Origin of the sequence: Glycomyces sp. NPDC021274 (assembly GCF_040641195.1) — a bacterium.
Taxonomy (GTDB): Bacteria; Actinomycetota; Actinomycetes; order Mycobacteriales; family Micromonosporaceae; genus Glycomyces.
In genome coordinates this window covers 1-21,035 of sequence record NZ_JBFADC010000023.1, presented here as the reverse complement: position 1 = coordinate 21,035, position 21,035 = coordinate 1, and the positions used below count along the sequence as shown (strand labels likewise).

Sequence of the window (21,035 nt, the reverse complement as noted above, 5' to 3'; positions counted from 1 at the left end):
AGTCCTCGCATTTACCTACTATCTTTCTTAGTAGATAAGGGTTGGACGGGAAGAGGTGTGATGGTCAAGCCACTGCAGGCGAGTCGAAGGTTGGACGAGACCGGCCGAACCGAGATCATCCTGCTCACCGAGCCCCGCTCCGAACAGTGCGACCGCGCGAAAGAGATCCTCCACTACCTCTCCGCCGAGTTCGAGCTCAGCGTCACCGAGGTTCCCCTAGTCAGCGACGAAGGACGGAGTCTCGCGATCGAGCACGCCATCCTGACCGCACCCGGTCTGCTCGTCGACGGCGTGCTGTTCAGTTACGGCAAAGTGGACGAGAACCGACTGCGCATGACGCTCGCCTCCATTCGCCCCATCGGAGGCTGAGGCGCAGCCGCCGGTGAAGTCGACGTCGGCGGCACGGCTCCCGTCGACCATGCGAGGTTTCCACTGGGCGTCAGGCGATTCACGCTTTGGCTGGTGGGACTCGCCGCACTCCTCACACTCGGTCACCTACTCGGTCCGCAAAGCGACACCTTGGCAATCGAGTCGCACGAACACGATGCCGAACAGGAACACCCCGGGACGCCCTCCCACGACCACGGCGCCCACGCCTGCGGGCTCGCGATCCAGCCAGACCGACTGACCTGAAGCGAGGGAACCCTCCATGAACCAACCCCAAGACGACCGCGCGCGCGTCCCGCTCGACCGGCCGGCACCACGCAGACGGACCTACGCGCGCGAGCCGTCCCCCGCAACCGACGACCGATACTCGGCTCGGCGCCCATCCGGGCACTTCGGCGGCGAAGGCTCTGAACCGCGGTCCGACTACGGGTTCCCCGAAACGCGCGCCGACAGCGTGCCGAGGGCTGGTTACTATTCCGCTGCAACGACCAGCGGCCCGTTCCGCGTGCAGGCGGCGGAGCCCGCCCCGCCGCGCCTGAACCTCGCAGCGGCGGTTTCGCCGAATCGTGGGCGGATCCGTACCCGGAGCAGCGCCGCGGCGGTGCCCTAGCGGCCGATCGCCCGCGGCCCGGCCGCGAGCTGGAGAACGACTGGGACACGCACGTCTTCTCGCTGCTTCCCGACAGGGATTCATCTGCGGCCGCCGACGACCGCCATGGCCGGACTCAGCCCTCCCCCCGGACCTCGTTCCTTGACGACGTGAACGACACCGAAGCGCCCCACGACGCCGCCGGGACCCGGACCGAAGCCAAACTCGCACGCCAAGTCGCCGCGATCGCCAGTCTGGCCGCCAGCGTCGTCCATGTCTTCGCCACCCCGACCCACTGGCAGGAGTGGCCCCTCGCCGGCGTCTTCTTCGCCGGCACCGCAGGCTTCCAACTGCTCTGGGGACTGCTGGCACTTCGAACCGGAAACGTCTTCTTCCGGGTCTCGGGCATCCTCGCCAACATCGGCTTCCTCGGGCTCTGGGCGGTCAGCCGGAGGTGGGGCGTGCCCTTCGGCCCGCATGCCGGCGTACCTGAGGCGTTCGGTGCTGCCGACCTGATCACCGCCGCGATGGAGATCGCGATCGTCGTCGGGCTGCTCTGGTCCCTCCTGCCGCGGGACCGCCACGGCGCCTTCTCCTCGGGCGGATACCGAGCGGTCGTTGTCCTCTCCTTCGTCACACTCGGAGCGATGGCGGTTATGGCAGCGCTCGAGCACAGCCACTCCCACGACGCCGAGACCGCTGACCACGAGGATGACGGTCATGACCACGAGCACGGCACCGACGAGTCCGCCGACATGGAATCCCCGGCGGACTCGGAGATGAGCGCAGAACCCGGTTCCGAGGAGTCCGAACCGGCAGAGGGCCACACCCACGCCCCAGGTGAAGAACACGACTGATGCGAGCGATCCGCCGGCGTGATCAGTGCCTTCCGAATGCTGCTTGACTCCCCAGGTAAGAGGACAAGCGCCGAGTGATGCGGGCGGCGTCGCGACCGACGCCTCTGAGGCTGGCCGAGGAGAGGCTGCGCTGCCATTCGAGGCCGACGAACCCGAGACCGGAGAGACCGGTGGCGAGCCCGTCGCGGTGCGGGGGGTGTCCGTGTTCGTCGAGGACGTCGAGCGCAGTGAGGTAGTCGAGGGCGGGGCGGTAGCCGGTGGCGAGAATGACCGCGTCGGCTTGCTCGCTGGTGCCGTCGCTCCATCGGATCCGGTCGCCGTCGAGGGCAGTGAACATGGGCCGGTGGTCGGGGCGCCCGGCGGCGACGGCGGCGCGGTAGCGGCCGGTGTCCAGGACCGGGACGGTCGGCGGGTGGGTCAGGAAGCGGCCGACGGGGGCGGCGTCCAGGCCCGTGACGGTGTACCAGAAGTGCAGGTCCCGTCCGAGCGGCCGTTGGGGTGCGAAGCGGAGTTTCCCTCGGGTGGTGACGGTGACGCGGGCGTGTTGGGCGAGTTCGGTAGCGATCTGGACGGCGGAGTTGCCCCCGCCGACCACCACGACCCGCTGCCCGGTGAACGGTTCGGGCCGTAGGTATTCGGCGGCGTGTAGGACGGTGCCGGAGAAGGAGTCGAGGCCGGGGAGTGCGGGCCGGTAGGGGTTGGTGAAGCCGCCGGTCGCGGCGACGACGGTGCGGGCGTGCAGGGTTCGGCCGTCGGCGAGGTGCACCGTGAAGATCCCGTCCTGGTGCTCGACGCCGGTGACGTGGTGGCCGGTGCGGATGTCGGCGTCGAGCTGGTCGGCGCATGAGGTGAGGTAGTCGACGACCTCGTCGCGGTGGGGGTAGCGGTCGCCGTCGCCGGGGAAGGGCAAGCCTGGCAGGGCGGAGTAGCGGGCGGGGGAGAACAGGGTGAGGGACTCGTAGTAGCGGGGCCAGGCGCCGGTCGGGGCGTCGCCGGCTTCGAGGATGACCGGTGCGATGCCGTGCTTGCGGAGGGCGTGGGCGGTGGCGAGGCCGGATTGGCCGGCGCCGATGACGAGGGTGTCGATGAGGTCCATGCACGGATCATATCGTCATTCCATGATTTTACGAAATGATGAAATGAGGTTAGTCTGGAACCTATGGCGACCGCGACCACCGACTCCGCTGTGCCCGTGCCGGACGAGGCGACGGGCCGGTTCCTGAAAGCCCTCGCGTCCGAGGCGCGACAGCAGGTAATGCTGCTGTTCGCCGGGGGCGCAGAGTTGAGCGTCGGCGAGGTCGCCGAGCGACTGACGATCGGCCAGTCCACCGCCTCCCAGCAACTCGCGCAACTCAAGGACGGCGGACTGCTCACCAGCCGCCGCGAGGCGAAGACGGTGTACTACCGCGCCGACAAAGAGCGGATCGGGGTCGCGCTCGACCGGCTGCGGGGATTCTTGGACGGCTGCTGCTGACGCTGCAGTCCCGAGGTCCGGCGGTGGTCACATGGGGCGGACGAAGATGGGGTTCTGGTCTTCGCCGGATCCCACAAGGTTGCCGCCGATCGGCCATGAGACGAGGAACTTCATGGCGAAAGAGATCGTGAACCGCGGTTCCTCGTGGCCCTCGAAGGTGGCGTGGGCCAAGGCGACTTCGCCGCGCGCCCCCGTACCCGGAAGCCGGGCGAACCACAGGCCCGGTGCGGCATGGTCCATCGGGGTCTCCGCCGTCGCCCTCAGGGATGAACACGTCTTGGCCGTCCGTGGTTGTAAGGCGGCGGCGCATTCGAGGGCTGTGGCGTTGACCGGGGAAGGCCGGGTGTGAGAAGCGGGTGCGGACGCGGTCATGGAACCAGTCGGCGAACGCGGCTTCCAGGCGGGTGGGGCCGCCGGAATGGTCACTGGTGCTCATCGCACCAGTGTGACCCTTGGGTGCGACACAAGCACTGTGGGTTGTGTTCGCTAGCAGCAGCCGTTGTGCTCGACCGGGTTGGAGAGGCCGGCGAGGGCGCGCATGGGCGCGGAGAAGGCGTCGCAGCACAGGGAGTAGACGTTGCTGCGGCCCTTGGGCGTCACCGAGACGAGACCGAGTTCGCGCAGGGGCGCGAGGTGGTGGGAGACGAGGGTCTGCGCGAGGCCGGTGGCCTCGGTCAGCTCCCTGACGGTGCGGGAGTGCTCGGAGAGCAGCAGCACGATGGCGAGCCGGTTCTCGTCGGCGAGGGCCTTGAACTGGGGTGCGAGGTCCTTGGCGTGTTCGAGCAGCGACGCGTCCGAGTGCTCGGCGGCGCTCACGTCGGTCAGGGTGAGTTCGATCGTGCGGCTCATGAGTCAAGTAAACCACAGAACTTGCTATCAACAGCAATCACTGGTATTAATTATCGAAGTTGATGTGACCGCGGTCGGCGCGGTCACCATGAGCCGAGATTCCAGGAGTCCGCCATGTCGAACCCCATCACCCGCCAGGTGTCCACGGTCGCCGTCATCGGCGCAGGGCCGGTCGGCCTGGCCGCCGCCGCGCACCTGGTCGAACGCGGCCTGACCCCGATCGTCCTCGAAGCCGGCGAAGGCCCGGCCGACGCGATCAGCCAGTGGGGGCACGTGCGGCTGTTCTCCCCGTGGCGCTTCGACATCGACAGCGCCGCAAGGCGACTGCTCGAAGCCCAGGGCTGGACCGCCCCCGACCCTGACGGCCTGCCCACCGGTGCCGAGCTGATCGACGCCTACCTGGCACCGCTCGCCAAGACGCCCGAGCTCGCCCCGCATCTGCGTTTCGGCACTCGCGTCGTCGCCGTCTCCCGGGTCGGTGTCGACAAGACCCGCACCATCGACCGCGAGGGCCGCCCCTACCTCGTCCGCACCCGCACCACCGCAGGCGAATGGGCCGACCTGATCGTCGACGCGGTCATCGACGCCTCAGGCACCTGGACCCAGCGCAACCCCCTCGGCGCCCACGGCCTCGCCGCACCGGGCGAAGACCCGGGCGCCGCCTGGGCCACCGGACCGCTCCCGGACGTCCTCGGCATCGAGCGCGACCGGTTCGCCGGCAAGCGAACCCTCGTGGTCGGCATGGGCCACTCGGCCGCGAACACGCTGCTGAACCTGGCGACGCTGAAAGAGGCCGAGCCGGAGACCACGGTGGTCTGGGCGATCCGCGGTCAGAGTCCGGCGCGCCTGTATGGCGGGGGATCAGCTGACGCGCTCCCCGCGCGCGGCACCATCGGCACCCGCCTCCGCGAACTGGTCGAGTCGGGCGCGATCGAACTCGTCACCGGATTCACCATCGACCGCTTCGAAGACCGCGACAACGACGCGGTCGCAGTCGTCGGGAACATCGGCGGCGCCCGGCACGTCATCGAGACCGACCACGTCGCCGCCGCGACCGGGTTCCGGCCCGACCTCGACATGCTCCGCGAAGTCCGGCTCGAGATCGACGCCACCGTGGAGGCTCCGGCGAAGCTCGCCCCGCTCATCGACCCGAACTTCCACTCCTGCGGCACCGTGCCCCCGCACGGTGAGGCCGACCTCGCCCAGCCCGACGAGGGCTTGTACCTCGTCGGCATGAAGTCCTACGGCCGCGCCCCGACGTTCCTGCTCGCCACCGGTTACGAGCAAGTCCGCTCCATCACCGCGGCCTTGGCCGGCGACCGGGAGGCCGCCGACAAGGTCGAGCTCGACCTGCCCGAGACCGGCGTGTGCTCCTCCAGCAGGTCGCTGGAAGCCACCAGCATCGCCGACGCCGCCGAGGCCTCCGGCTGCTGCGGCTCCACGGCCGCCGAGACCGCCGACTCCGGTTGCGGGATGAGCGCCGACGGCGGATCCGGTTGCGGCACCGCCCAGCCCGAACCGGTCGCCGTCGGCGCCCGCGGCCTCGCCACCGGTGTCCTGCACGGCTACTCCGGCGAGCGGATCGAACTCAAGCAGGCCGGCGGCAACTGCTGCGGCTAGACATCAAGAGCGATAACGGATCGGGGCCGAGGCGCAGCAGCGCCTCGGCCCCATTGCATTGGTGCTCAGGCTCGTTCGAGCAGTTCGCTCAGCAGCGTCTGGACACGGCTCTCAATGTCGTCGCGGATGCGCCGGGCGTCCTCGAGGTCCTTCCCGGCGGGGTCGTCCAGTCCCCGTTCAGGTACCGCTTCCCCGGATAGATCGGGCAGGCGTCACCGCAGCCCATCGTGACGACCACGTCCGAGGCCCGAGGTGGGTGTGGATCAAGGCGCCGCGGCGCCCGGCCGACTTGGACGACCAGCGCCGCGGTCCCGTGGACAAACGGTCCGTAGGCAGGCGGAATCCGCTCGGACGGAGGCCGTCGTCGGCAGCAGTGTGGGGCGGCACCGCGACGCGGTGCCGCCCCACGTTCGGGTCTGGCGTTCGTGTCTAGCGGAGGGTCCAGCGCTGGTTGCTGCCGCCGTTGCAGGTCCAGAGGATGATCTGGGTGCCGTTGGCGGTTCCTCCGGCGTTGGCGTCGAGGCACAGGCCGTTGTGGACGTTGGTGATGGTGCCGTTCGAGTTCACGTTCCACTTCTGGTTGTTGCCGCCGTGGCAGTCCCAGATGGTCGCCTTGGTGCCGGCCGCGGTGCCCCAGCCCGCCGCCTCGAGGCATTTCCCGTTGATCCGCAGCTCATTCGCGGAGGTGCGGGTGAACGCCTGGTTGGTGCGCTGGTTGCAGTCCCACAGCTGCGCCTGGGTGCCGTTGGTCGTGGAGGAGTTCGGGATGTCGATGCAGCGGTTCGACGCCGCTCCGACGATCGCGACGGAGGTGGACGGCTGGCCGCTGCCGAGGCCGTTCATGATGGCGTCGATGATGCCCTGCTGGGTCACCGAGTTGTTGGAGCGGTTGAACAGGCCGAACCCGTACTGCCCGTTGACGCCGTTGTCCCAGTAGATGGTGGCGGCGCCGTACTTCTTGGAAGTGGACACCATGAGGCGGGCGAAGTCCTGGCGGTAGCGGTTGTTCGCCGAGTCGTAGGAGGACTTGTCGATCGACCCGTACTCGCCGACGACGACCGGGTAGCCCTTCGAGACGAACGCGTCGTAAGTCTTCTTCATCTGGGAGTCCATGTAGTCCTCCTGGCCCCAGGTGGACGTCTTCGAAGCGTTGGTGGCGCCCGGGCCCCACTGGGTGATGTTGCCGTTCTCCTCGCCGGCGAAGTCCCAGGGGGCGTAGTAGTGCACGGAGATCATGATCCGCTTCTCGCCACTGGGGATGGACGGGGAGCGGTGGTTGTCCGTGGGGATCGCGAAGCCGTAGTTGCCCGTCGTGTAGTCGATGTTCGTGTTCCAGCCGGGGACGAGCAGCCACCGGGAGGTGTTGTTGCCGCCGGTCTGGCGCACGGTGTCGACGAAGATCTGGTTGTAGGCGTTGATGTTCGAGTAGCACGGCTGCGTGGGGTTGCCGTACTGCCCGTCGAAGTTCTCGTTCATCGATTCGAGGATCAGGCGCTGGTCGTAGTCGCGGAACCGGGTGGCGATCTGCTGCCACGCCTTCTGGTACTTGTCCTTGATCGCCGTCTGGTTGGACGCGTCGCAGATCAGCCAGGCGCCGCTGACGGTCTTGTAGCCGTCGCCGTGCATGTTGATGACCACGTGCATGCCCCGGTCGTAGGCGTAGTCGACGACCTGCTGGACGCGGTTGAGCCAGGAGGCGTTGATGGTGTAGTTCGGGCCTGAGCCGATGTGGTTCAGGTAGGAGACCGGGATGCGGATGGTGTCGAACCCTGCGGCCTGCACGCGGTCGATCAGCGCCTGGGTCACGGTCGGGTTGTTCCACGCGGTCTCGTTCGGGACGCCGTTGATATTGGCCTCCATGCTGTTGCCGAGGTTCCAGCCCGCGCCCATGTCAGCGACGATCTGGGCGGCGTTGCGTTGCGTCATGGTGTCGGCCGACGCCGGAGAGGCCCAGCCGGTGACGGACACGCCGACCGCCAGTGCCACCGCGACGAACGCCGCCTTGCATCTTCTCTTCATCGAATCCACGAGTAGCGCCCCTTTAGTTTGTTGGATCATCTATTTAAATGATGATCCAGGACATACACCTATGTCAATGTTTTTGTTCCACTGTTCTCGTCGGTTTTCGGGGTTTGCCGCGGCCCGCGGCGGTCGGGCCGAGGCTCTTCAGGTAGTTCTCGAGGAGAGCGGGCTACCGCCTCTCGAGCGCCCAGACGGTGTTCGCGTCGGCCGCTCCGGTGTTCCAGGCAACCGAGGTGCCCGATCCGTAGAGGTAGCCGCGCCCGCTCTGCTTGTTGTCGATGCGGAAGCCGCCGGAGACGGGTGTGATCGCCCAGAGCGTGTCGTCGCCGACGCGCGCGTCGCCCCAGATGACCTTACCGTTGGGATCCGTGTCGAGGTATCCGCGGCCCTCGCGGACGTTGTCGATCGTCCAGAAGCCGGTCTGCTGCTCAGTGAGGGTCCACAACTGGTCGTCGTAGGTGCTGCCCGCCTCCAGTGCGACCGCGCCGGCGGCGCCCGAGTCGAGGTACTGCCCGGTCGAGACGTTGCGCAGCCGGTAGGTCTGGCCGCTCTGCGGGTCGCCGGTCGCGGCGCGCTTGTAGGCGCGGAAGTAGTCGACGACGAGTTCCTTCGGCCGGGTGTCGTTGGGGTCGACCGTGCCGGTCCAGTCGGCGTGCTCGTAGATGCCCAGGTAGAACACGGCCGGGTAGGTGAAGGACTGGTTGATGGTCCTGGTCAGGACGTTGTCGATGTAGAGCTTGAACTGGGTCGGCGTCCACTCGAGGGCGTAGATGTGCATCTCGGTGGTCATGTCGAAGCCGACGCCGACCTGCTCGGTGTGCGTCGAGAGGTTCGGGTCCGACCACCGGAAGAGGTTCCAGTTGAACTTGCTCTTCCCGTGGATGCCCGCGTGCTCGACGACGTCGACTTCGCCGCGCTGCTCCCAGGTGTCCTGCTTGCCGGTGATCCAGAACGCGGTGTGGATGCCGCTCCTGGCGGAGCTCTTCGCGCGGACCTCGAAGTAGCCGTACTGGGGCGTGTACTTCATGTCGGTGGGGATCGAGTGGTCGAACTCGTTGTCCTTGTGCAGATTCGTTCGCTGGCCGGTCTGGACGCTCGAGACCTTCATCGGGTTGCCGCTGTAGTAGGTGGGCTGGTCGTCGTCGATGCGGAGCACGAGCGCGTTGTTGCGGAACCCGTACCGCGCCGTGGACCGTTCGACGGTGGTCCGGGACTCCAGGTACCTCGGGATCCACAGGTTCGTGTCGAGGCTGCCGGTGTTGAACTCGTCGTGCCGGTCGAGGACCCAGCCGGGCTTCTCGAGCGGGTTCGGGGGCATCTCCGCGGCGGACGCGGGCGCTTCCAGGAACGCCGACAAGGCGAGGGCTCCACCGCCTGCGAGTAGACCGCGGCGGGCGAGTTTGACGCGTTTGGGATCGAAAGCCATGAGGGTCTCCTTCGGGATGTCCTGCATCCGGGATGTCAGCGAGTGGGCGCAGGCGATCTCGCCGCCGCCGGGCAGGGCTGATGCAGATGCGCAGCGATCGCTGTGGAACTTCAGAATGACAACGGTTGCAGAATCTGTCAATTTACATGTGTCAATATTCAAGTAACGGTTTCATAACGCAGGCCTCGGCGCGCCGTCAGTCAGCGCGGGCGGGCGTGGTGCCCCGAACGACGACCCGCGGTTCGAATTCGACCCTTCGGCGATCGCCGGATTCGCTCAACGCGAGCTCCACCGCAGCCGCGCCCACCCTCGCCAGGGCGAGATCCACACTGGTCAGGCCCGGGGTGACGTCTTCGGTGCCCACGACATCGTCGAACCCGGCCACGCCGATCCCGGTGCCGGGAGTGAGGCCCGCGTCGCGCATCGCGCTCATCACGCCGATGGCCATCGTGTCTGTGGCGGCGAGGACCACGTCGAGGTGCTCGGGCCGACGCACCATGAGGCCCGCGGCCGCGTCGTACGCACCGTCCCTGGTCATGGGCGCGCGCACGACGCTGTCGTGTTCGATCCGCATCCCCAGCCGGCCGGCGGCTTCGACGACACCGTCCTCCCACCGGCGCGCTGCCGCCGAATCGTGGTCGGGCCGGATCAGGGCGGGCGACCGGTAGCCGAGGCGGAACAGTTCGGCGACGAGCGCCGACGCGCCGCGTCGGCGGGGGACGACGGCGGTGTCGAAGGGCAGCTCGTCGTCGCCGGCGATCACCACCCGGCCCCCCTCCTGCGTGTAGCGCGCGAGCTCCTCCTCAAGGGACGCCCGCGAGACGGTCGAGCCGCTGCGCGTGCCGGTCAGGATCATGGCGTGCGGCCTGAGACTGCGCAACATGCGCACGACCCGGATCTCGTCGTCGATGGCGTGGTCCGTCCCGGCGAAGGTGGCCACGAGCCCGGAGGCGCCCGCCTGCTCGATCACGCCGTGCACGATCTCGGCGTTGTACGGGTCGCGGATGTCGGAGACGAGCACGGCCACCATCGCGGTCGCGCCGGTGGTCGTGGCCCGCGCCGACGCGTTCGGCCGGTAGCCCAGGCGCCCGGCGGCGTCCAGGACGCGCGCTCGCATGGCCGAGGACACGTACTGGGAAGTCGGGTCCAGTGCCCGGGAGGCCGAGGCCTTGGAGACCCCGGCGGCGTCGGCGACATCGCGGAGCGTGGCCCCCGACGGTCGGATCGGTACGCCGGTGGAACGGTCGTCGGTGGCAGGGTCGGTGGTCACAATGACATCCTGGCACTGGACGCATACCAGGGTGTGCCACCCTGTTCCCTGCGTGCTCGCCGACGCTCGGTGGGAGTGCGCGAGTGCGTGTTCGACATTGGAGGATGAATGCGGCGATCGTATCAGCGGGCGACGCTGCGTGACGTCGCCCAAGCGGCCGGCGTATCGCCTTCGACGGCGTCCCGGGTGCTCAACGGCGGTGATCTCCGCGTGAGCGAGCGGCTTTCGGCGCGTGTCCTCGCGGTGGCGGAATCCCTCGGCTACGTCTCGAATCAGGCGGCCCGGGCGCTGCGGGGGAGGCGGACGGCGGTCGTGCTGCTCGCCAGCGATCCGAGGACCGCGTCCGTCGCCGCGATCGCCGCGGGCATGGAGGCCGCAGGCCGGGAGCGCGGTGTACTGGTCAGCATCACCGGGGTCGGAAGCGGCACTGCCGCGCACCGGACGGCCCTGGAGATGCTGCACGCATTGCGCCCCCGTGCGCTGGTCGTGACGAGCGCGAGCTTCGCCGATGTCCCCAAGGAGCAGGTCCTCCCGCAACTCGAGCGCTTCCGCGAGGACGGGTGCGGCGTCGTCTTCATCGGCGAGCACGACACGCCGTTTCAGGCGGTCCGCTTCGACGACTTCGAGTGCGGGAGGGCCATCGGCCGCCATATGGGCGGGCTGGGCCGCAGCCGCGCCGCCGTTCTGACCACTCCGGGGCACCCGGCGCTCGACTGCCGCGCCGAAGGTTTCGTGCGGGGCCTGTCCGAGCGGGGTATCGACCCGGGCTCAGTGGTCGTCGAGCAGTGCGAGCTCAGTCGGGACGGCGGCAGGGACGCGGCCCGCCGCATTTCGCAAATGCGCCCGCGACCGGACCTCGTGCTCGCGGGCAACGACGTCCTCGCGATCGGCGCATTGAACGAGTTCAGACGCCTGGGCGTCGACTTGCCGGCCGACATCGCACTGTCCGGAGTCGACGACATCCCGCTCGCGCGCGACGTCACTCCGGCGCTGACGACCGTGGCGCTTCCCTTCGACGATGCCGGGAGGGCGGCTCTGGAGATGTCCCTCGCACCCGATGCTCCAGAAGACGTGGTGCTGCCCGGGCGACTGATCGTCCGAGCCAGCACGACTTCGGCGACGGTCGAGGACCGCTGAGCCGCTGGAGACTCCGGCCAGGAGGTGCACTGGAGTGACGGGGTCGAGGTCCTGCTTCGCATGTGGAACGAGAACCTGTTTGATGCTTCCCGCCGCACCTTGACAGGTACTGGAACCGTTGTCATCATGATTCCACTTACGTTCGGCCCCCCGTGGGAGGTGATGCTCGCCCTCCGCGCCGGCGGTCGGCGACACCTCGCCAAGGGAGACCCAAGTGCCTATCTCCAAGCGCAGCAACGTTTCTCAGCAGCGAATACGGGTCAGCCTGTTCGCCGCCGGAGTCCTGCTCCTTTCGCTCCTGCTCGCTCCGCATCCGGCGGCGGCCGCCGCATCCTCGAGCACTGTGCTGATCGATGAGCGCTTCGGCGCCCAGACCCTGCCCGCGAACTTCGGCTTCCCGACCGGGGCCAGCGTCAGCGGAGGCGTCCTGAGGGTCACGGAGAACATGCGCAACTACACGACGTCGGTCAGCCGATTCGACCCGTCGATCATGAGCGAGAAGACGCTTGATCTGCGCTTCGACTGGAAGACCTCGATCGCCAGCGACGGGATGAAGACGGGCCTGGAGTTCCGCGACGACGCGGGGCGCCTCGTCTTCGCGATCGCGGCGACCGGCTCGCAACTGCGCTACGCCGTCACCGGTCCCGACTCGTCGTCGGCCACGGCGCCCGACTCCCTCAATCCGGCCTGGACCAGGATCGGTTTCGACCGCTCCAAGTGGTACACCGTGGACCTGCACATGGACTTCACCCTGGGCCGGGTCCAGTACTCGATCGCCTCCAAGGAGGCGTCGCCGCGAGTCATGGCCTCCGGCACCGGGGCGATCACGGGCCAGCGCCTCGCGAAGTTCGTGGCCTGCAACTACTACGGCACCGGCGTGCAGTCGATCGACAACTTCCGGCTCGCCCGTCCGGACCACCCCGCCGAAGGGGTCCTGGCCGGGTCGTCGGTCTACGCCTTCGGCGACAGCATCGTCTACGGCCACAGTTATTCGCGCGGTTTCGTGAACCTGGTGGCCGAGCGCGAGGGCATGGTGCTGACCAAGTACGCGGTGAACGGCGCGACCGTGGGGCCGGTGTCGGGTCCGTCCTCCGGGAAGATCCTCACCCAGGTCCGGTCGGCGAGTTCGCAGGCGCCCGACTTCGTCGTCTTCGACGGCGGCACGAACGACGCGCTGACCCTGCATGAACTGGACGGATACGAGATCGGTGCAGTCGGCGGCTCGTACGACCCCGGCAGCTTCGACACCGGCACCTTCGCCGGGTCGTTCGAGGCGACCATTCACGCCATGAAGCAGAAGTGGCCGACCGCCACCCTGGTCTACGTCCCCGTCCACAAGCTGGGTTCGCGCGACTGGGGCACCCAGCTCGCCCTGCGAGCGGTGACCTTGAAGGCCGCCGAGAAGTGGGGCGTGGCCGTCGCCGACGTGTTCGCCGACGCGACGCTCGACACCCGCATCGAGAGCCACCGTGTCGCGTACACGTTCGACGGCCTCGTCGGCGGCTTCCCGGGCACCGGTGGCACGGGCACGCATCCGAACATCGCCGGCATGACCGAGTTCTACGTCCCTGTGCTCACCGCTCGACTGGCCGATCTCGCCGGGGTTGCGACGGGGCGGCTCTCGGGGAGCTGAGCGCGTCGGGCGTTCAGCGGGGTGCCGTCGGGCCGGTCGACTCGCGCCAGACCACGTGCTGCAAGGGGCGGGAGGCGGGTTCCAGCTCGCGTCCTGAGATCGCTTTGACCAGGCTCAGCATGGCGTTGCGGCCCAGGCCCTCCAGATTGACCTCGACGCTGGTCAGGCTCGGCGGCAGGTACTCGCACGCCTCGTTGTTGTCCCAGCCGGTCACGCTGGCGTCGCCGGGGACGTCCAGGCCCCGCTCGATCAGGGCGCGGATCGCTCCGGCGGCCACGACGTCGTTGGCCGCGATGACGGCCGTGGGCATCGCCTCGTCCGGGAGCGAGCGCACCGCGTCGTAGCCGGACCTGCCCGACCAGTCGCCGTCGACGACACCTGCGGACTCCAGGCCGAGCCGTTCCACCGTTTCGAGGTACGCGGCCTTCCTGGCCCGTGCCGAGGCGAACTGCAGGTTCCCGGCCACGTGGAAGAACCGGTGGTGCCCGAGGGCCGCGAGGCCTTCCATGATCTCGACCAGCGGTGCGGCGTCGGCCAGTTCGCCGATGCCGCGCATCTGGTCGTCGAAGTCGGCGGCGACGACGATCGTCTCCCCATGCGGCAGGTGGTCCTCGGCTCCGGGGGCGATCGGGGCCAGTGCCAGGATGCCCTCGACCTGCCCGGTGCCGGCTATTTCGAGCATGCGCTCGGTGCGCGCCGCCGTGTCGCCGACGACGCTGATCGCCTCGACGGTGAAGCCGGCCTCGTGGGCGGCCTCGGTCGCGCCGTGCAGCATCCGCGCGGGGTTGAAGACCATGGTGGGCAGGAGGATCGCCAGCCGGCCGGTCCGGCGGGTCCGCATCGACCTCGCGACGAGGTTCGGGCGGTAGTTCAGCTCGCTGACGGCGGCGTCGATGCTTGCGAGCGTCGCCGGTTTCAATCCGCTCCTCGAGCGCAGGTAGCGGGAGACGGTCTGGTGCGAGACGCCTGCCAGGCGAGCGACCTCCTTGATCGTCGGCCGCCTCGATTCGGTGGAGCGCTCGGTCATGCCACGGTCTCCTCTCACTGATTCCAGTGATCATCTTGACATACGAGTGAACGTTCACTATCTTAGGTGGTACTTCAAATAGTGAACGATCACTATTTCTGACGCAAAGGAGCGCCGATGCCGGTCCCCGATCCCGCCCGCAGCCCGGGCGCTGCCCGCCCGCTGGAGACGGGCCCATGAGCGCGACATCCGAGCTGCGCAATCTCGGCAAAGGCGGGGCGACAGCCAAGCGGCAGAACAAGACCGCATTCTTCTTCTTGCTGCCCTGGTTCCTGGGCCTGTTCGTCATCACGATCGGGCCGATGCTCGCCTCGCTGGTCCTGAGTTTCACCGACTACAACCTGCTGCAACCGGCGGAGTTCAACGGACTGGAGAACTTCAGCCGGATGCTCGGCGACGAGCGCCTGCACCAGTCCCTCGGCGTCACGTTCACGTACGTCCTCGTGTCCGTGCCGGTCCAGTTGGGACTCGCCCTCGGCCTGGCCATAGTGCTGGACCGCGGCGTTCGCGGACTGGCGTTCTACCGCTCGATGTTCTACCTGCCCTCGCTGCTGGGCGCCAGCGTCGCCATCGCAGTCCTGTGGCGGATGGTGTTCGGCGCCGACGGCCTGTTCAACGACGGCCTCGCCCTGTTCGGCATCGAAGGGCGCGGCTGGATCTCCGAGCCCGAGACCGCTCTGGGCACGCTGATCACGTTGAACGTGTGGACGTTCGGCTCCCCGATGGTGATCTTCCTGGCCGGTCTGCGCCAGATCCCGCGCATGTACTACGAAGCGGCCTCGGTCGACGGCGCGAGCCGCTGGCGCCAGTTCGTGTCGGTGACCCTGCCGCTGCTGACGCCGATCATCTTCTTCAACCTGGTCCTGCAGATCATCCACGCGTTCCAGTCGTTCACCCAGGCGTTCATCGTCTCCGGCGGCACCGGCGGCCCGGCCGACTCCACTTTGTTCTACACGCTGTACCTCTACCAGCGCGGGTTCGGGAACTTCGACATGGGCTACGCCTCGGCCCTGGCCTGGCTGCTGCTGCTCATCGTCGGCGCGTTCACCGCGATCAACTTCTGGGCTTCGAAGTATTGGGTCTTCTACAATGACTGACACCTTCGCCAAAGCGACCCCGGCCACCGCGCCGCCCGCATCGAACCCCGCCCCGCCGCGACGGGCCCGGGGCGGATTCCGACCGGTCCGCTCGGTCGTCAAGCACGCCTTGCTGATCCTGTGCGTGCTGGTGATGCTCTATCCGGTGCTGTGGATGGTCGTCAGCTCGCTGCGGCCCAACGACGTCATCTTCCGCGATCCCAGCCTGCTGCTGAACGACCTGGAGACCGGGAACTACGCCGAGGGCTGGAACGCCTTCGCCGACCCGTTCAGCGTCTACCTCGTCAACTCCTCCATCGTGGTCCTCGGCGCGATCCTGGGAAACCTGGTCTCGTGCTCGATGGCGGCCTACGCCTTCGCCCGCCTGGAGTTCACCGCCAAGCGGTGGTGGTTCGCGATCATGCTGCTGACGATCATGCTGCCGATCCACGTCATCATCGTCCCGCAGTACGTGCTGTTCGCCCAGCTCGGCTGGGTCAACACCTTCCTGCCGCTCATCGTGCCGAAGCTGCTGGCCACCGACGCGTTCTTCGTGTTCCTCATGGTCCAGTTCATCCGCGGCGTGCCCATCGAGCTGGACGAGGCCGCCCGCATCGACGGCGCCGGCCACCCGCGGATCTTCGCGCAGATCATCCTGCCGCTCATGGTCCCCGCGCTCGCGACCACCGCGATCTTCACGTTCATCTGGACCTGGAACGACTTCTTCTCCCAGCTGATCTACCTGACCGACCCGGACATCTACACCGTCCCGCTGGCGCTGCGCGCCTTCGTCGACGCCCAGTCGGGAACGAACTGGGGCGCCGCGCTCGCCATGAGCGTGGTCTCACTCGTCCCGATCTTCCTGGTGTTCCTGTTCGGGCAGCGATTCCTGCTCAGAGGCATCGCCACGACCGGCGGCAAGTGAACCGCCGCAACCCTTCACCATAACCCTTCACAAAAAGGAGCAATCCCATGCAACGCAGACTCATCTTCAAGGGACTCGGCGCCTCCGCCGTGGCCCTGCCCGGCCTGGCCGCCTGCGGCACCGGCGGGGGCGGCGACGTGGAACTGAGCGACGAGCCGGTCACCATCCGCATGACCTGGTGGGGCGCGGACACCCGCGCCGAACTGACCAACCAGGTCATCGCCGCCTTCCAGGAGGAGCACCCGAACATCACCGTCAAGGGCGAGTTCAAGGACTGGGCCGGGTACTGGGACGCCCTCGCGACCACCACCGCGGCGAACGACTCGCCCGACGTGATCCAGATGGACGAGCTCTACCTCTCCTCGTACGGCGACCGCGGCACGCTGCTCGACCTCGCCGACACGAGCGACTTCCTCGACACCTCGGGATTCGAGGCGGCGACCCTCGAGACCGGGCAGATCGACGGCACGCAGTACGCGATCCCGATCGGCGCGGGCATGCTCGCGTGCGTGATCAACGCCGATCTCTTCACCCAGTACGGCGTCGAACTGCCCGACGGCATCACCTGGACCTGGGACGACTACGCCGCGATCGCCAAGCAGCTCTCCGAGAAGAGCGGCGGGGCCATCCACGGCACCGGTCTCACCGGCGGCACCGACGCGGGCAGCATCCGCTACTGGGCGCGCCTGCACGGCAACGAGCTCTACGGGGAGAACGGCGACGTCACCCTCGACCCGGCGGTGCTGGCCGCGCTGTGGGAGTACAACCTCGACCTGATCGAGAGCGGCGCAGGCGAAAGCCCGGCGCAATCCGTCGAGAGCCAGAGCGCCGGCATCGAAGGCGGCAGCCTCGCCACCGGCAAGATCGCCATGGGCTTCGGCTACAACACGCAGATCACGCCCCTGCTCGCCGCGAGCGGCGCCGACCTCAGGCTGCTCCAGCTGCCCGGCAACGCCGAGGCCGCCGCGAACTTCATCAAGCCGTCCATGTACTGGGTGGTCTCCTCCCAGAGCGAGCACCCGGCCGAGGCCGCGACCCTGCTCGACTTCCTCGTCAACCACGAGGCCGCCGCCGACATCCTCGGCACCGAGCGCGGCATCCCGGCCAACCCGGCCATGCGCGAGCACGTCGCGGCCGATCTCGACGCGGGCGAGCAGATGGCCGTGGACTACATCGAGTCGGCCGCCGCAGGACCCGCGGTGGCGCTCACTCCGCCCGGCGGCAGCGGCTTCGACCCGATGATCCAGCGCTACACGCAGGAGGTCATGTTCGGCGAGCGCACACCGCAGGAAGCGGCCGAAGCCTTCATCGACGAACTCAAGACCGAAATCGACGCCGCCGCGTAACCCGCGGTCCGAGTAGAGAAGAGCACCATGCCTGTCCCCAGACCCCCGCTCCGCTGCGGCATCATCGGCACCGGCGGCATCGCCCACGCGCACGCCCACGCCCTGACCGAACTGGGCGCCGACCTGGCGGCCGTGGCCGAAATCGACCCGGCCAGCGCCGCGGCGTTCACCGGCCGCTTTCCGGTCCCCGGCGTGTACGGCGACGCCGAGACCATGCTGAAGGAGGAGCGGCTCGACCTCGTGCACATCTGCACGCCGCCGGGAACCCATGTGCCGCTGGCGATCGCGGCGATGCGGGCGGGGGTCCCGGCGCTGGTCGAGAAGCCGACCGCGCTGAGTCTGGCCGAAATGGACGAGCTCGCCGAGGTCGAGGCCGAGACGGGGGTACCGGTGCTGACGGTGTTCCAGCACCGGTACGGTCCGGCCGCGATCCGGCTCCGGCGGCTCGTCGCCTCCGGGGCGCTCGGGCGGCCGCTCGTGGCGACCTGCGAGACGCTCTGGTACCGCGACGACGCGTACTTCGCCGTCCCCTGGCGCGGGCGCTGGGAGGTCGAAGGCGGGGGCCCGACGATGGGGCACGGCATCCACCAGTTCGACCTGCTCCTGTCGATCCTCGGGCCCTGGACCGAGGTGACGGCGATGGCCGCACGGCTGTCCCGCCCCACGAACACCGAGGATGTCTCGATGGCGCTGGCGCGCTTCGACAACGGTGCGATGGCGACGGTGGTCAACTCGGTCGTGTCGCCGCGGGAGACCTCCCGGCTCCGCTTCGACTTCGAGCACGCCACTGTGGAGCTCGAGCACCTCTACGGCTACCGGGCGGGCGACTGGCGCTTCACCGCCGCGCCCGGCCACGAGGACCTGGCGGGGCTCTGGCTCGCCGGAGACGAGCCCGATGCCGAGAGCGGCCACCGCTTGCAGATCGAGGCGGTACTCGACGCGATCGCGGCCGGGACCGAACCGGGCGTCTCGCTCGCCGAGGCGCGCCGGACGCTGGAGTTCGCCGCCGCCACCTACGCTTCGGCGTTCCAGGGCCGTCCCGTCTCGGCCGGTGAGATCGACGCCGCCGACCCGTTCAACCGCAGCATGGACGGCGGCGTCGTTCCATGGGTGCCGATCAAGGAGACCTTCGCATGAACCACCTCGACATCCGCCACGACATCGACAGCGCCGTGACCGTCAGCGCCGGCGGGACCGAGCTGTTCCGGTACGTCTACCGGCCCGACTCCCCGCAACTGGAGTCGCCGAAGCCGTACCTGCACCCGATCCGCACGCGCGCCGGTCACCTGGTGAGTCTGTTCCGGCCTTGGGACCATGTGTGGCACAAGGGCATCGCCCTGTCGCTTCCGCATGTGGGGGAGGAGAACTTCTGGGGCGGACCGACCTACGTCCACGGGCAGTTCTACGTGCAGCTGGAGAACAACGGCACCCAGCTGCACCGGCGGTTCACCCGCATGGAGCAGGTGGACGGGGCCGCCGAACTGGTCCACGAGCTGGACTGGACCACGCAGGGCGGGGCCCCGTGGATCACCGAGCGCCGCTCGTTGCGCGCGCGTCTGCTCTCGGACGAAGCCTGGATGCTGACCTTCGAGACCGAGCTCCGCAACGTCTCGGGTGCGGACTTCGCGATCGGCTCGCCGACCACGAAGGGCCGCGAGAACGCCGGCTACGGCGGCCTGTTCTGGCGCGGGCCGCGCGCGTTCACCGGCGGGCGGCTCGTCACCGCCGAAGGCTCCGGCTCCGGCAACGACATGCGCGGCCAGCGCCACGAGTGGATGGGCTTCGCCGGGCGGCACGACGACATCGACGCCACCTCGCTGGTGCTCATGGTCGACGACGCCGAGAACCCGCACCACCCGCCGCAGTGGTTCGCCCGCTCAGAGGAGTTCGCCTGCCTCAACCCGGCGCCGTTCTTCAGCGAGGAGCTGACCATTCAGGATGGTGAAGCGGTCCGGTTCCGCTACGGGGTGGGCATCGCCGATGCGGACGCGGATGCTGCTGTCGAATTGGCGGTGGCCGTGCGCAAGTCGCTATGAGGTGGTGACGCTCGATCATGTACCGATAAATCAATGTGTACGAGCGAATTCATCGACTCGCCGGTATGCCGCTGTCCGGGCGGATGTAAGGAGTCGGGTGAATCGCCAGGTAGTAGCGAAGGTTGAATTAACCGGTTCGGTAAGGGGTGCTATTCAAGCTCGGGCGCTGATGTCAATCGATGACCACTCGGATTCGTGTGGGGCCAGTCGATGGCATGGCTCGGCCGTGCCCTATTTCGAGGTTGCAATCGCAAAACTCTTCCATCGTCAACATTGACAGGTCTAAGTGTGACGATATAACGTAGTTTTGAGAGTTGACCAAACAAACTGCTCGCTGAGGACCGCCCGTGGTCCGACGGCACCGCACCGGAAGGATTGAAGATGCCACCCGAAACCCGAAGGGCGCCTGTGAAACGCCTGCTGCTCGGCATCGTCGCCGCGTTCTGCATCGCCCTGGCGTCGACCCTCGTCACCGCCTCCCCGGCCCAGGCGGCGAGCACCTGCAACAAGGGCGAGACCATCGCCATGGGCAAGTACTACGTCACCAACAACCTGTGGGGCAACAACTCCGGCAGCGGCTGGCAGTGCACCTGGAACAACTGGCAGTCCGGCGACACCATCGGATGGGGCACCTCGTGGGAGTGGAGCGGGTCGTCCTACTCGGTCAAGAGCTTCTCCAGCTCGGTCCTCGGCTGGCACTGGGGCTGGCAGCGCCCCGGCACTGAACTGCCGGTGCGGCTCAGCGACAACCGCAGTGTCGCGACGAGCTGGAACTACAGCGTGAACGCGACGGGCACGATGAACGTCGCCTACGACCTGTGGCTGCACCCCCAGTCGAATCCCGACTGGTCGAACAACCCGACCGACGAGATCATGATCTGGCCCTACAAGATCGGCGGGGCCGGCCCCGCGGGCACCCGGCAGGCCACCGTCACCCTCGGCGGCGGCACCTGGGACCTGTACCGCGGCTGGATCGACGCGGGGAACGGCGTCGGCTGGAACGTGTTCTCCTTCGTCCGCACCACGAACACCAACTCGGTGAACTTCGACCTGCGCGACTTCACGAGCAACCTGGTGAACCGCGGATGGCTCAGCAACAGCAAGTACCTCACCAGCGTCCAAGCGGGCACCGAAGTCTTCACCGGCAGGGGCCAGCTGGACACCAACAGCTACTGGGTCGACGTGCGATAGCGCCGGCCGCCTCGGGCCGCAGGCACCCAGCCCGCCGCCAAGGCACTCATGCGACGAGTGGGGGGGGGGGGCGCCGGCGGCCCCCCCCCCCCCCCCCCCCCACCCCCCCCCCAAGAACAAACCCACACCCCCAACACCCCAACCAACAGCGACAAGGGGACCCCCGCCCC

At 68.2% G+C, this 21,035-nt stretch carries 19 protein-coding genes and 1 pseudogene; 12 read left to right on the top strand and 8 right to left on the bottom strand.

Going from position 1 to position 21,035, the window contains the following annotated elements; all coding sequences use genetic code 11:
- The first annotated feature begins 60 nt into the window (after window positions 1-60).
- Window positions 61-369: a thioredoxin family protein gene (locus AB0I03_RS25915; protein ID WP_360417211.1), complete on the top strand. Its 309-nt coding sequence runs from the start codon at window positions 61-63 to the stop codon at window positions 367-369.
- Between the two features lie 777 nt (window positions 370-1,146).
- A complete protein-coding gene (locus AB0I03_RS25910; protein WP_360417209.1) occupies window positions 1,147-1,833 on the top strand; it encodes a hypothetical protein in 687 nt (228 codons plus the stop codon).
- A 22-nt stretch (window positions 1,834-1,855) separates the two neighbouring features.
- Here the strand turns inward: AB0I03_RS25910 and AB0I03_RS25905 are convergent, their stop codons facing one another.
- The gene (locus AB0I03_RS25905) at window positions 1,856-2,929 is read right to left on the bottom strand and encodes an NAD(P)-binding domain-containing protein (RefSeq protein ID WP_360417207.1); all 1,074 of its coding nucleotides are present in this window, start codon (window positions 2,927-2,929) and stop codon (window positions 1,856-1,858) included.
- A 63-nt stretch (window positions 2,930-2,992) separates the two neighbouring features.
- Between AB0I03_RS25905 and AB0I03_RS25900 the strand changes: the two genes are divergently transcribed.
- The gene (locus AB0I03_RS25900) at window positions 2,993-3,307 is read left to right on the top strand and encodes a metalloregulator ArsR/SmtB family transcription factor (protein WP_360417205.1); all 315 of its coding nucleotides are present in this window, start codon (window positions 2,993-2,995) and stop codon (window positions 3,305-3,307) included.
- Window positions 3,308-3,334: 27 nt separating this feature from the next.
- Here AB0I03_RS25900 and AB0I03_RS25895 read toward each other — a convergent pair whose 3' ends face one another.
- Window positions 3,335-3,547: a hypothetical protein gene (locus AB0I03_RS25895; RefSeq protein WP_360417203.1), complete on the bottom strand. Its 213-nt coding sequence runs from the start codon at window positions 3,545-3,547 to the stop codon at window positions 3,335-3,337.
- Window positions 3,548-3,793: 246 nt separating this feature from the next.
- Window positions 3,794-4,156 carry a metalloregulator ArsR/SmtB family transcription factor gene (locus AB0I03_RS25890; RefSeq protein ID WP_360417201.1) on the bottom strand — a complete coding sequence of 121 codons (363 nt, stop codon included), beginning with the start codon at window positions 4,154-4,156 and terminating at the stop codon, window positions 3,794-3,796.
- Between the two features lie 114 nt (window positions 4,157-4,270).
- On the opposite strand from AB0I03_RS25890, the gene AB0I03_RS25885 reads away from it, so the two are divergent.
- Window positions 4,271-5,776 carry a flavoprotein gene (locus AB0I03_RS25885; RefSeq protein WP_360417199.1) on the top strand — a complete coding sequence of 502 codons (1,506 nt, stop codon included), beginning with the start codon at window positions 4,271-4,273 and terminating at the stop codon, window positions 5,774-5,776.
- A gap of 65 nt (window positions 5,777-5,841) precedes the next feature.
- On the opposite strand, the pseudogene AB0I03_RS25880 reads toward AB0I03_RS25885, so the two are convergent.
- The 4 genes and pseudogenes from AB0I03_RS25880 to AB0I03_RS25865 form a co-directional block, all read right to left on the bottom strand.
- Window positions 5,842-6,026, bottom strand: a pseudogene (locus AB0I03_RS25880) (heat-shock protein HtpX); the annotation flags it as partial.
- Between the two features lie 179 nt (window positions 6,027-6,205).
- Window positions 6,206-7,795 carry a cellulase family glycosylhydrolase gene (locus AB0I03_RS25875; RefSeq protein ID WP_360417197.1) on the bottom strand — a complete coding sequence of 530 codons (1,590 nt, stop codon included), beginning with the start codon at window positions 7,793-7,795 and terminating at the stop codon, window positions 6,206-6,208.
- 172 nt (window positions 7,796-7,967) lie between these two features.
- Window positions 7,968-9,224, bottom strand: coding sequence for a family 16 glycosylhydrolase (locus AB0I03_RS25870; RefSeq protein ID WP_360417195.1), 1,257 nt, complete (start codon window positions 9,222-9,224; stop codon window positions 7,968-7,970).
- A 196-nt stretch (window positions 9,225-9,420) separates the two neighbouring features.
- Window positions 9,421-10,494, bottom strand: a complete 1,074-nt coding sequence (locus AB0I03_RS25865; RefSeq protein ID WP_360417193.1) for a LacI family DNA-binding transcriptional regulator — start codon at window positions 10,492-10,494, stop codon at window positions 9,421-9,423.
- 108 nt (window positions 10,495-10,602) lie between these two features.
- On the opposite strand from AB0I03_RS25865, the gene AB0I03_RS25860 reads away from it, so the two are divergent.
- Window positions 10,603-11,631 (top strand): LacI family DNA-binding transcriptional regulator, encoded by a 1,029-nt coding sequence (locus AB0I03_RS25860; RefSeq protein ID WP_360417191.1) that lies wholly within the window; start codon window positions 10,603-10,605, stop codon window positions 11,629-11,631.
- A gap of 214 nt (window positions 11,632-11,845) precedes the next feature.
- On the top strand, window positions 11,846-13,264 hold the full coding sequence (locus AB0I03_RS25855; protein WP_360417189.1) for an SGNH/GDSL hydrolase family protein: 1,419 nt from the start codon (window positions 11,846-11,848) through the stop codon (window positions 13,262-13,264).
- A gap of 13 nt (window positions 13,265-13,277) precedes the next feature.
- Here AB0I03_RS25855 and AB0I03_RS25850 read toward each other — a convergent pair whose 3' ends face one another.
- A complete protein-coding gene (locus AB0I03_RS25850; RefSeq protein ID WP_360417187.1) occupies window positions 13,278-14,291 on the bottom strand; it encodes a LacI family DNA-binding transcriptional regulator in 1,014 nt (337 codons plus the stop codon).
- Window positions 14,292-14,467: 176 nt separating this feature from the next.
- Between AB0I03_RS25850 and AB0I03_RS25845 the strand changes: the two genes are divergently transcribed.
- The 6 genes from AB0I03_RS25845 (at window position 14,468) to AB0I03_RS25820 (ending at window position 20,865) form a co-directional block, all read left to right on the top strand.
- A complete protein-coding gene (locus tag AB0I03_RS25845) occupies window positions 14,468-15,388 on the top strand; it encodes a sugar ABC transporter permease (protein WP_360417185.1) in 921 nt (306 codons plus the stop codon).
- Window positions 15,381-16,292, top strand: a complete 912-nt coding sequence (locus tag AB0I03_RS25840) for a carbohydrate ABC transporter permease (protein WP_360417183.1) — start codon at window positions 15,381-15,383, stop codon at window positions 16,290-16,292. The genes AB0I03_RS25845 and AB0I03_RS25840 overlap by 8 nt, the downstream gene beginning before the upstream one ends.
- Window positions 16,293-16,339: 47 nt before the next feature.
- Entirely contained in the window at window positions 16,340-17,638 is a 1,299-nt protein-coding gene (locus AB0I03_RS25835; protein ID WP_360417181.1) for an extracellular solute-binding protein, read from the top strand.
- A gap of 27 nt (window positions 17,639-17,665) precedes the next feature.
- A complete protein-coding gene (locus AB0I03_RS25830; RefSeq protein ID WP_360417179.1) occupies window positions 17,666-18,775 on the top strand; it encodes a Gfo/Idh/MocA family oxidoreductase in 1,110 nt (369 codons plus the stop codon).
- Window positions 18,772-19,674 carry a PmoA family protein gene (locus tag AB0I03_RS25825; RefSeq protein ID WP_360417177.1) on the top strand — a complete coding sequence of 301 codons (903 nt, stop codon included), beginning with the start codon at window positions 18,772-18,774 and terminating at the stop codon, window positions 19,672-19,674. Before AB0I03_RS25830 ends, AB0I03_RS25825 begins: the two co-directional genes overlap by 4 nt.
- A gap of 408 nt (window positions 19,675-20,082) precedes the next feature.
- Window positions 20,083-20,865, top strand: coding sequence for an endo-1,4-beta-glucanase (locus AB0I03_RS25820; RefSeq protein ID WP_360417175.1), 783 nt, complete (start codon window positions 20,083-20,085; stop codon window positions 20,863-20,865).
- Window positions 20,866-21,035: the final 170 nt, after the last annotated feature.

What these genes read in the sequence shown, in the direction of transcription:
- AB0I03_RS25915 (WP_360417211.1), top strand. Translation starts at nt 61, where the DNA reads ATGGTCAAGCCACTGCAGGCGAGTCGAAGGTTGGACGAGACCGGCCGA.
- AB0I03_RS25905 (WP_360417207.1), bottom strand. Translation starts at nt 2,929, where the DNA reads ATGGACCTCATCGACACCCTCGTCATCGGCGCCGGCCAATCCGGCCTC.
- AB0I03_RS25900 (WP_360417205.1), top strand. Translation starts at nt 2,993, where the DNA reads ATGGCGACCGCGACCACCGACTCCGCTGTGCCCGTGCCGGACGAGGCG.
- AB0I03_RS25895 (WP_360417203.1), bottom strand. Translation starts at nt 3,547, where the DNA reads ATGGACCATGCCGCACCGGGCCTGTGGTTCGCCCGGCTTCCGGGTACG.
- AB0I03_RS25890 (WP_360417201.1), bottom strand. Translation starts at nt 4,156, where the DNA reads ATGAGCCGCACGATCGAACTCACCCTGACCGACGTGAGCGCCGCCGAG.
- AB0I03_RS25885 (WP_360417199.1), top strand. Translation starts at nt 4,271, where the DNA reads ATGTCGAACCCCATCACCCGCCAGGTGTCCACGGTCGCCGTCATCGGC.
- AB0I03_RS25875 (WP_360417197.1), bottom strand. Translation starts at nt 7,795, where the DNA reads ATGAAGAGAAGATGCAAGGCGGCGTTCGTCGCGGTGGCACTGGCGGTC.
- AB0I03_RS25870 (WP_360417195.1), bottom strand. Translation starts at nt 9,224, where the DNA reads ATGGCTTTCGATCCCAAACGCGTCAAACTCGCCCGCCGCGGTCTACTC.
- AB0I03_RS25860 (WP_360417191.1), top strand. Translation starts at nt 10,603, where the DNA reads ATGCGGCGATCGTATCAGCGGGCGACGCTGCGTGACGTCGCCCAAGCG.
- AB0I03_RS25850 (WP_360417187.1), bottom strand. Translation starts at nt 14,291, where the DNA reads ATGACCGAGCGCTCCACCGAATCGAGGCGGCCGACGATCAAGGAGGTC.
- AB0I03_RS25845 (WP_360417185.1), top strand. Translation starts at nt 14,468, where the DNA reads ATGAGCGCGACATCCGAGCTGCGCAATCTCGGCAAAGGCGGGGCGACA.
- AB0I03_RS25840 (WP_360417183.1), top strand. Translation starts at nt 15,381, where the DNA reads ATGACTGACACCTTCGCCAAAGCGACCCCGGCCACCGCGCCGCCCGCA.
- AB0I03_RS25835 (WP_360417181.1), top strand. Translation starts at nt 16,340, where the DNA reads ATGCAACGCAGACTCATCTTCAAGGGACTCGGCGCCTCCGCCGTGGCC.
- AB0I03_RS25830 (WP_360417179.1), top strand. Translation starts at nt 17,666, where the DNA reads ATGCCTGTCCCCAGACCCCCGCTCCGCTGCGGCATCATCGGCACCGGC.
- AB0I03_RS25825 (WP_360417177.1), top strand. Translation starts at nt 18,772, where the DNA reads ATGAACCACCTCGACATCCGCCACGACATCGACAGCGCCGTGACCGTC.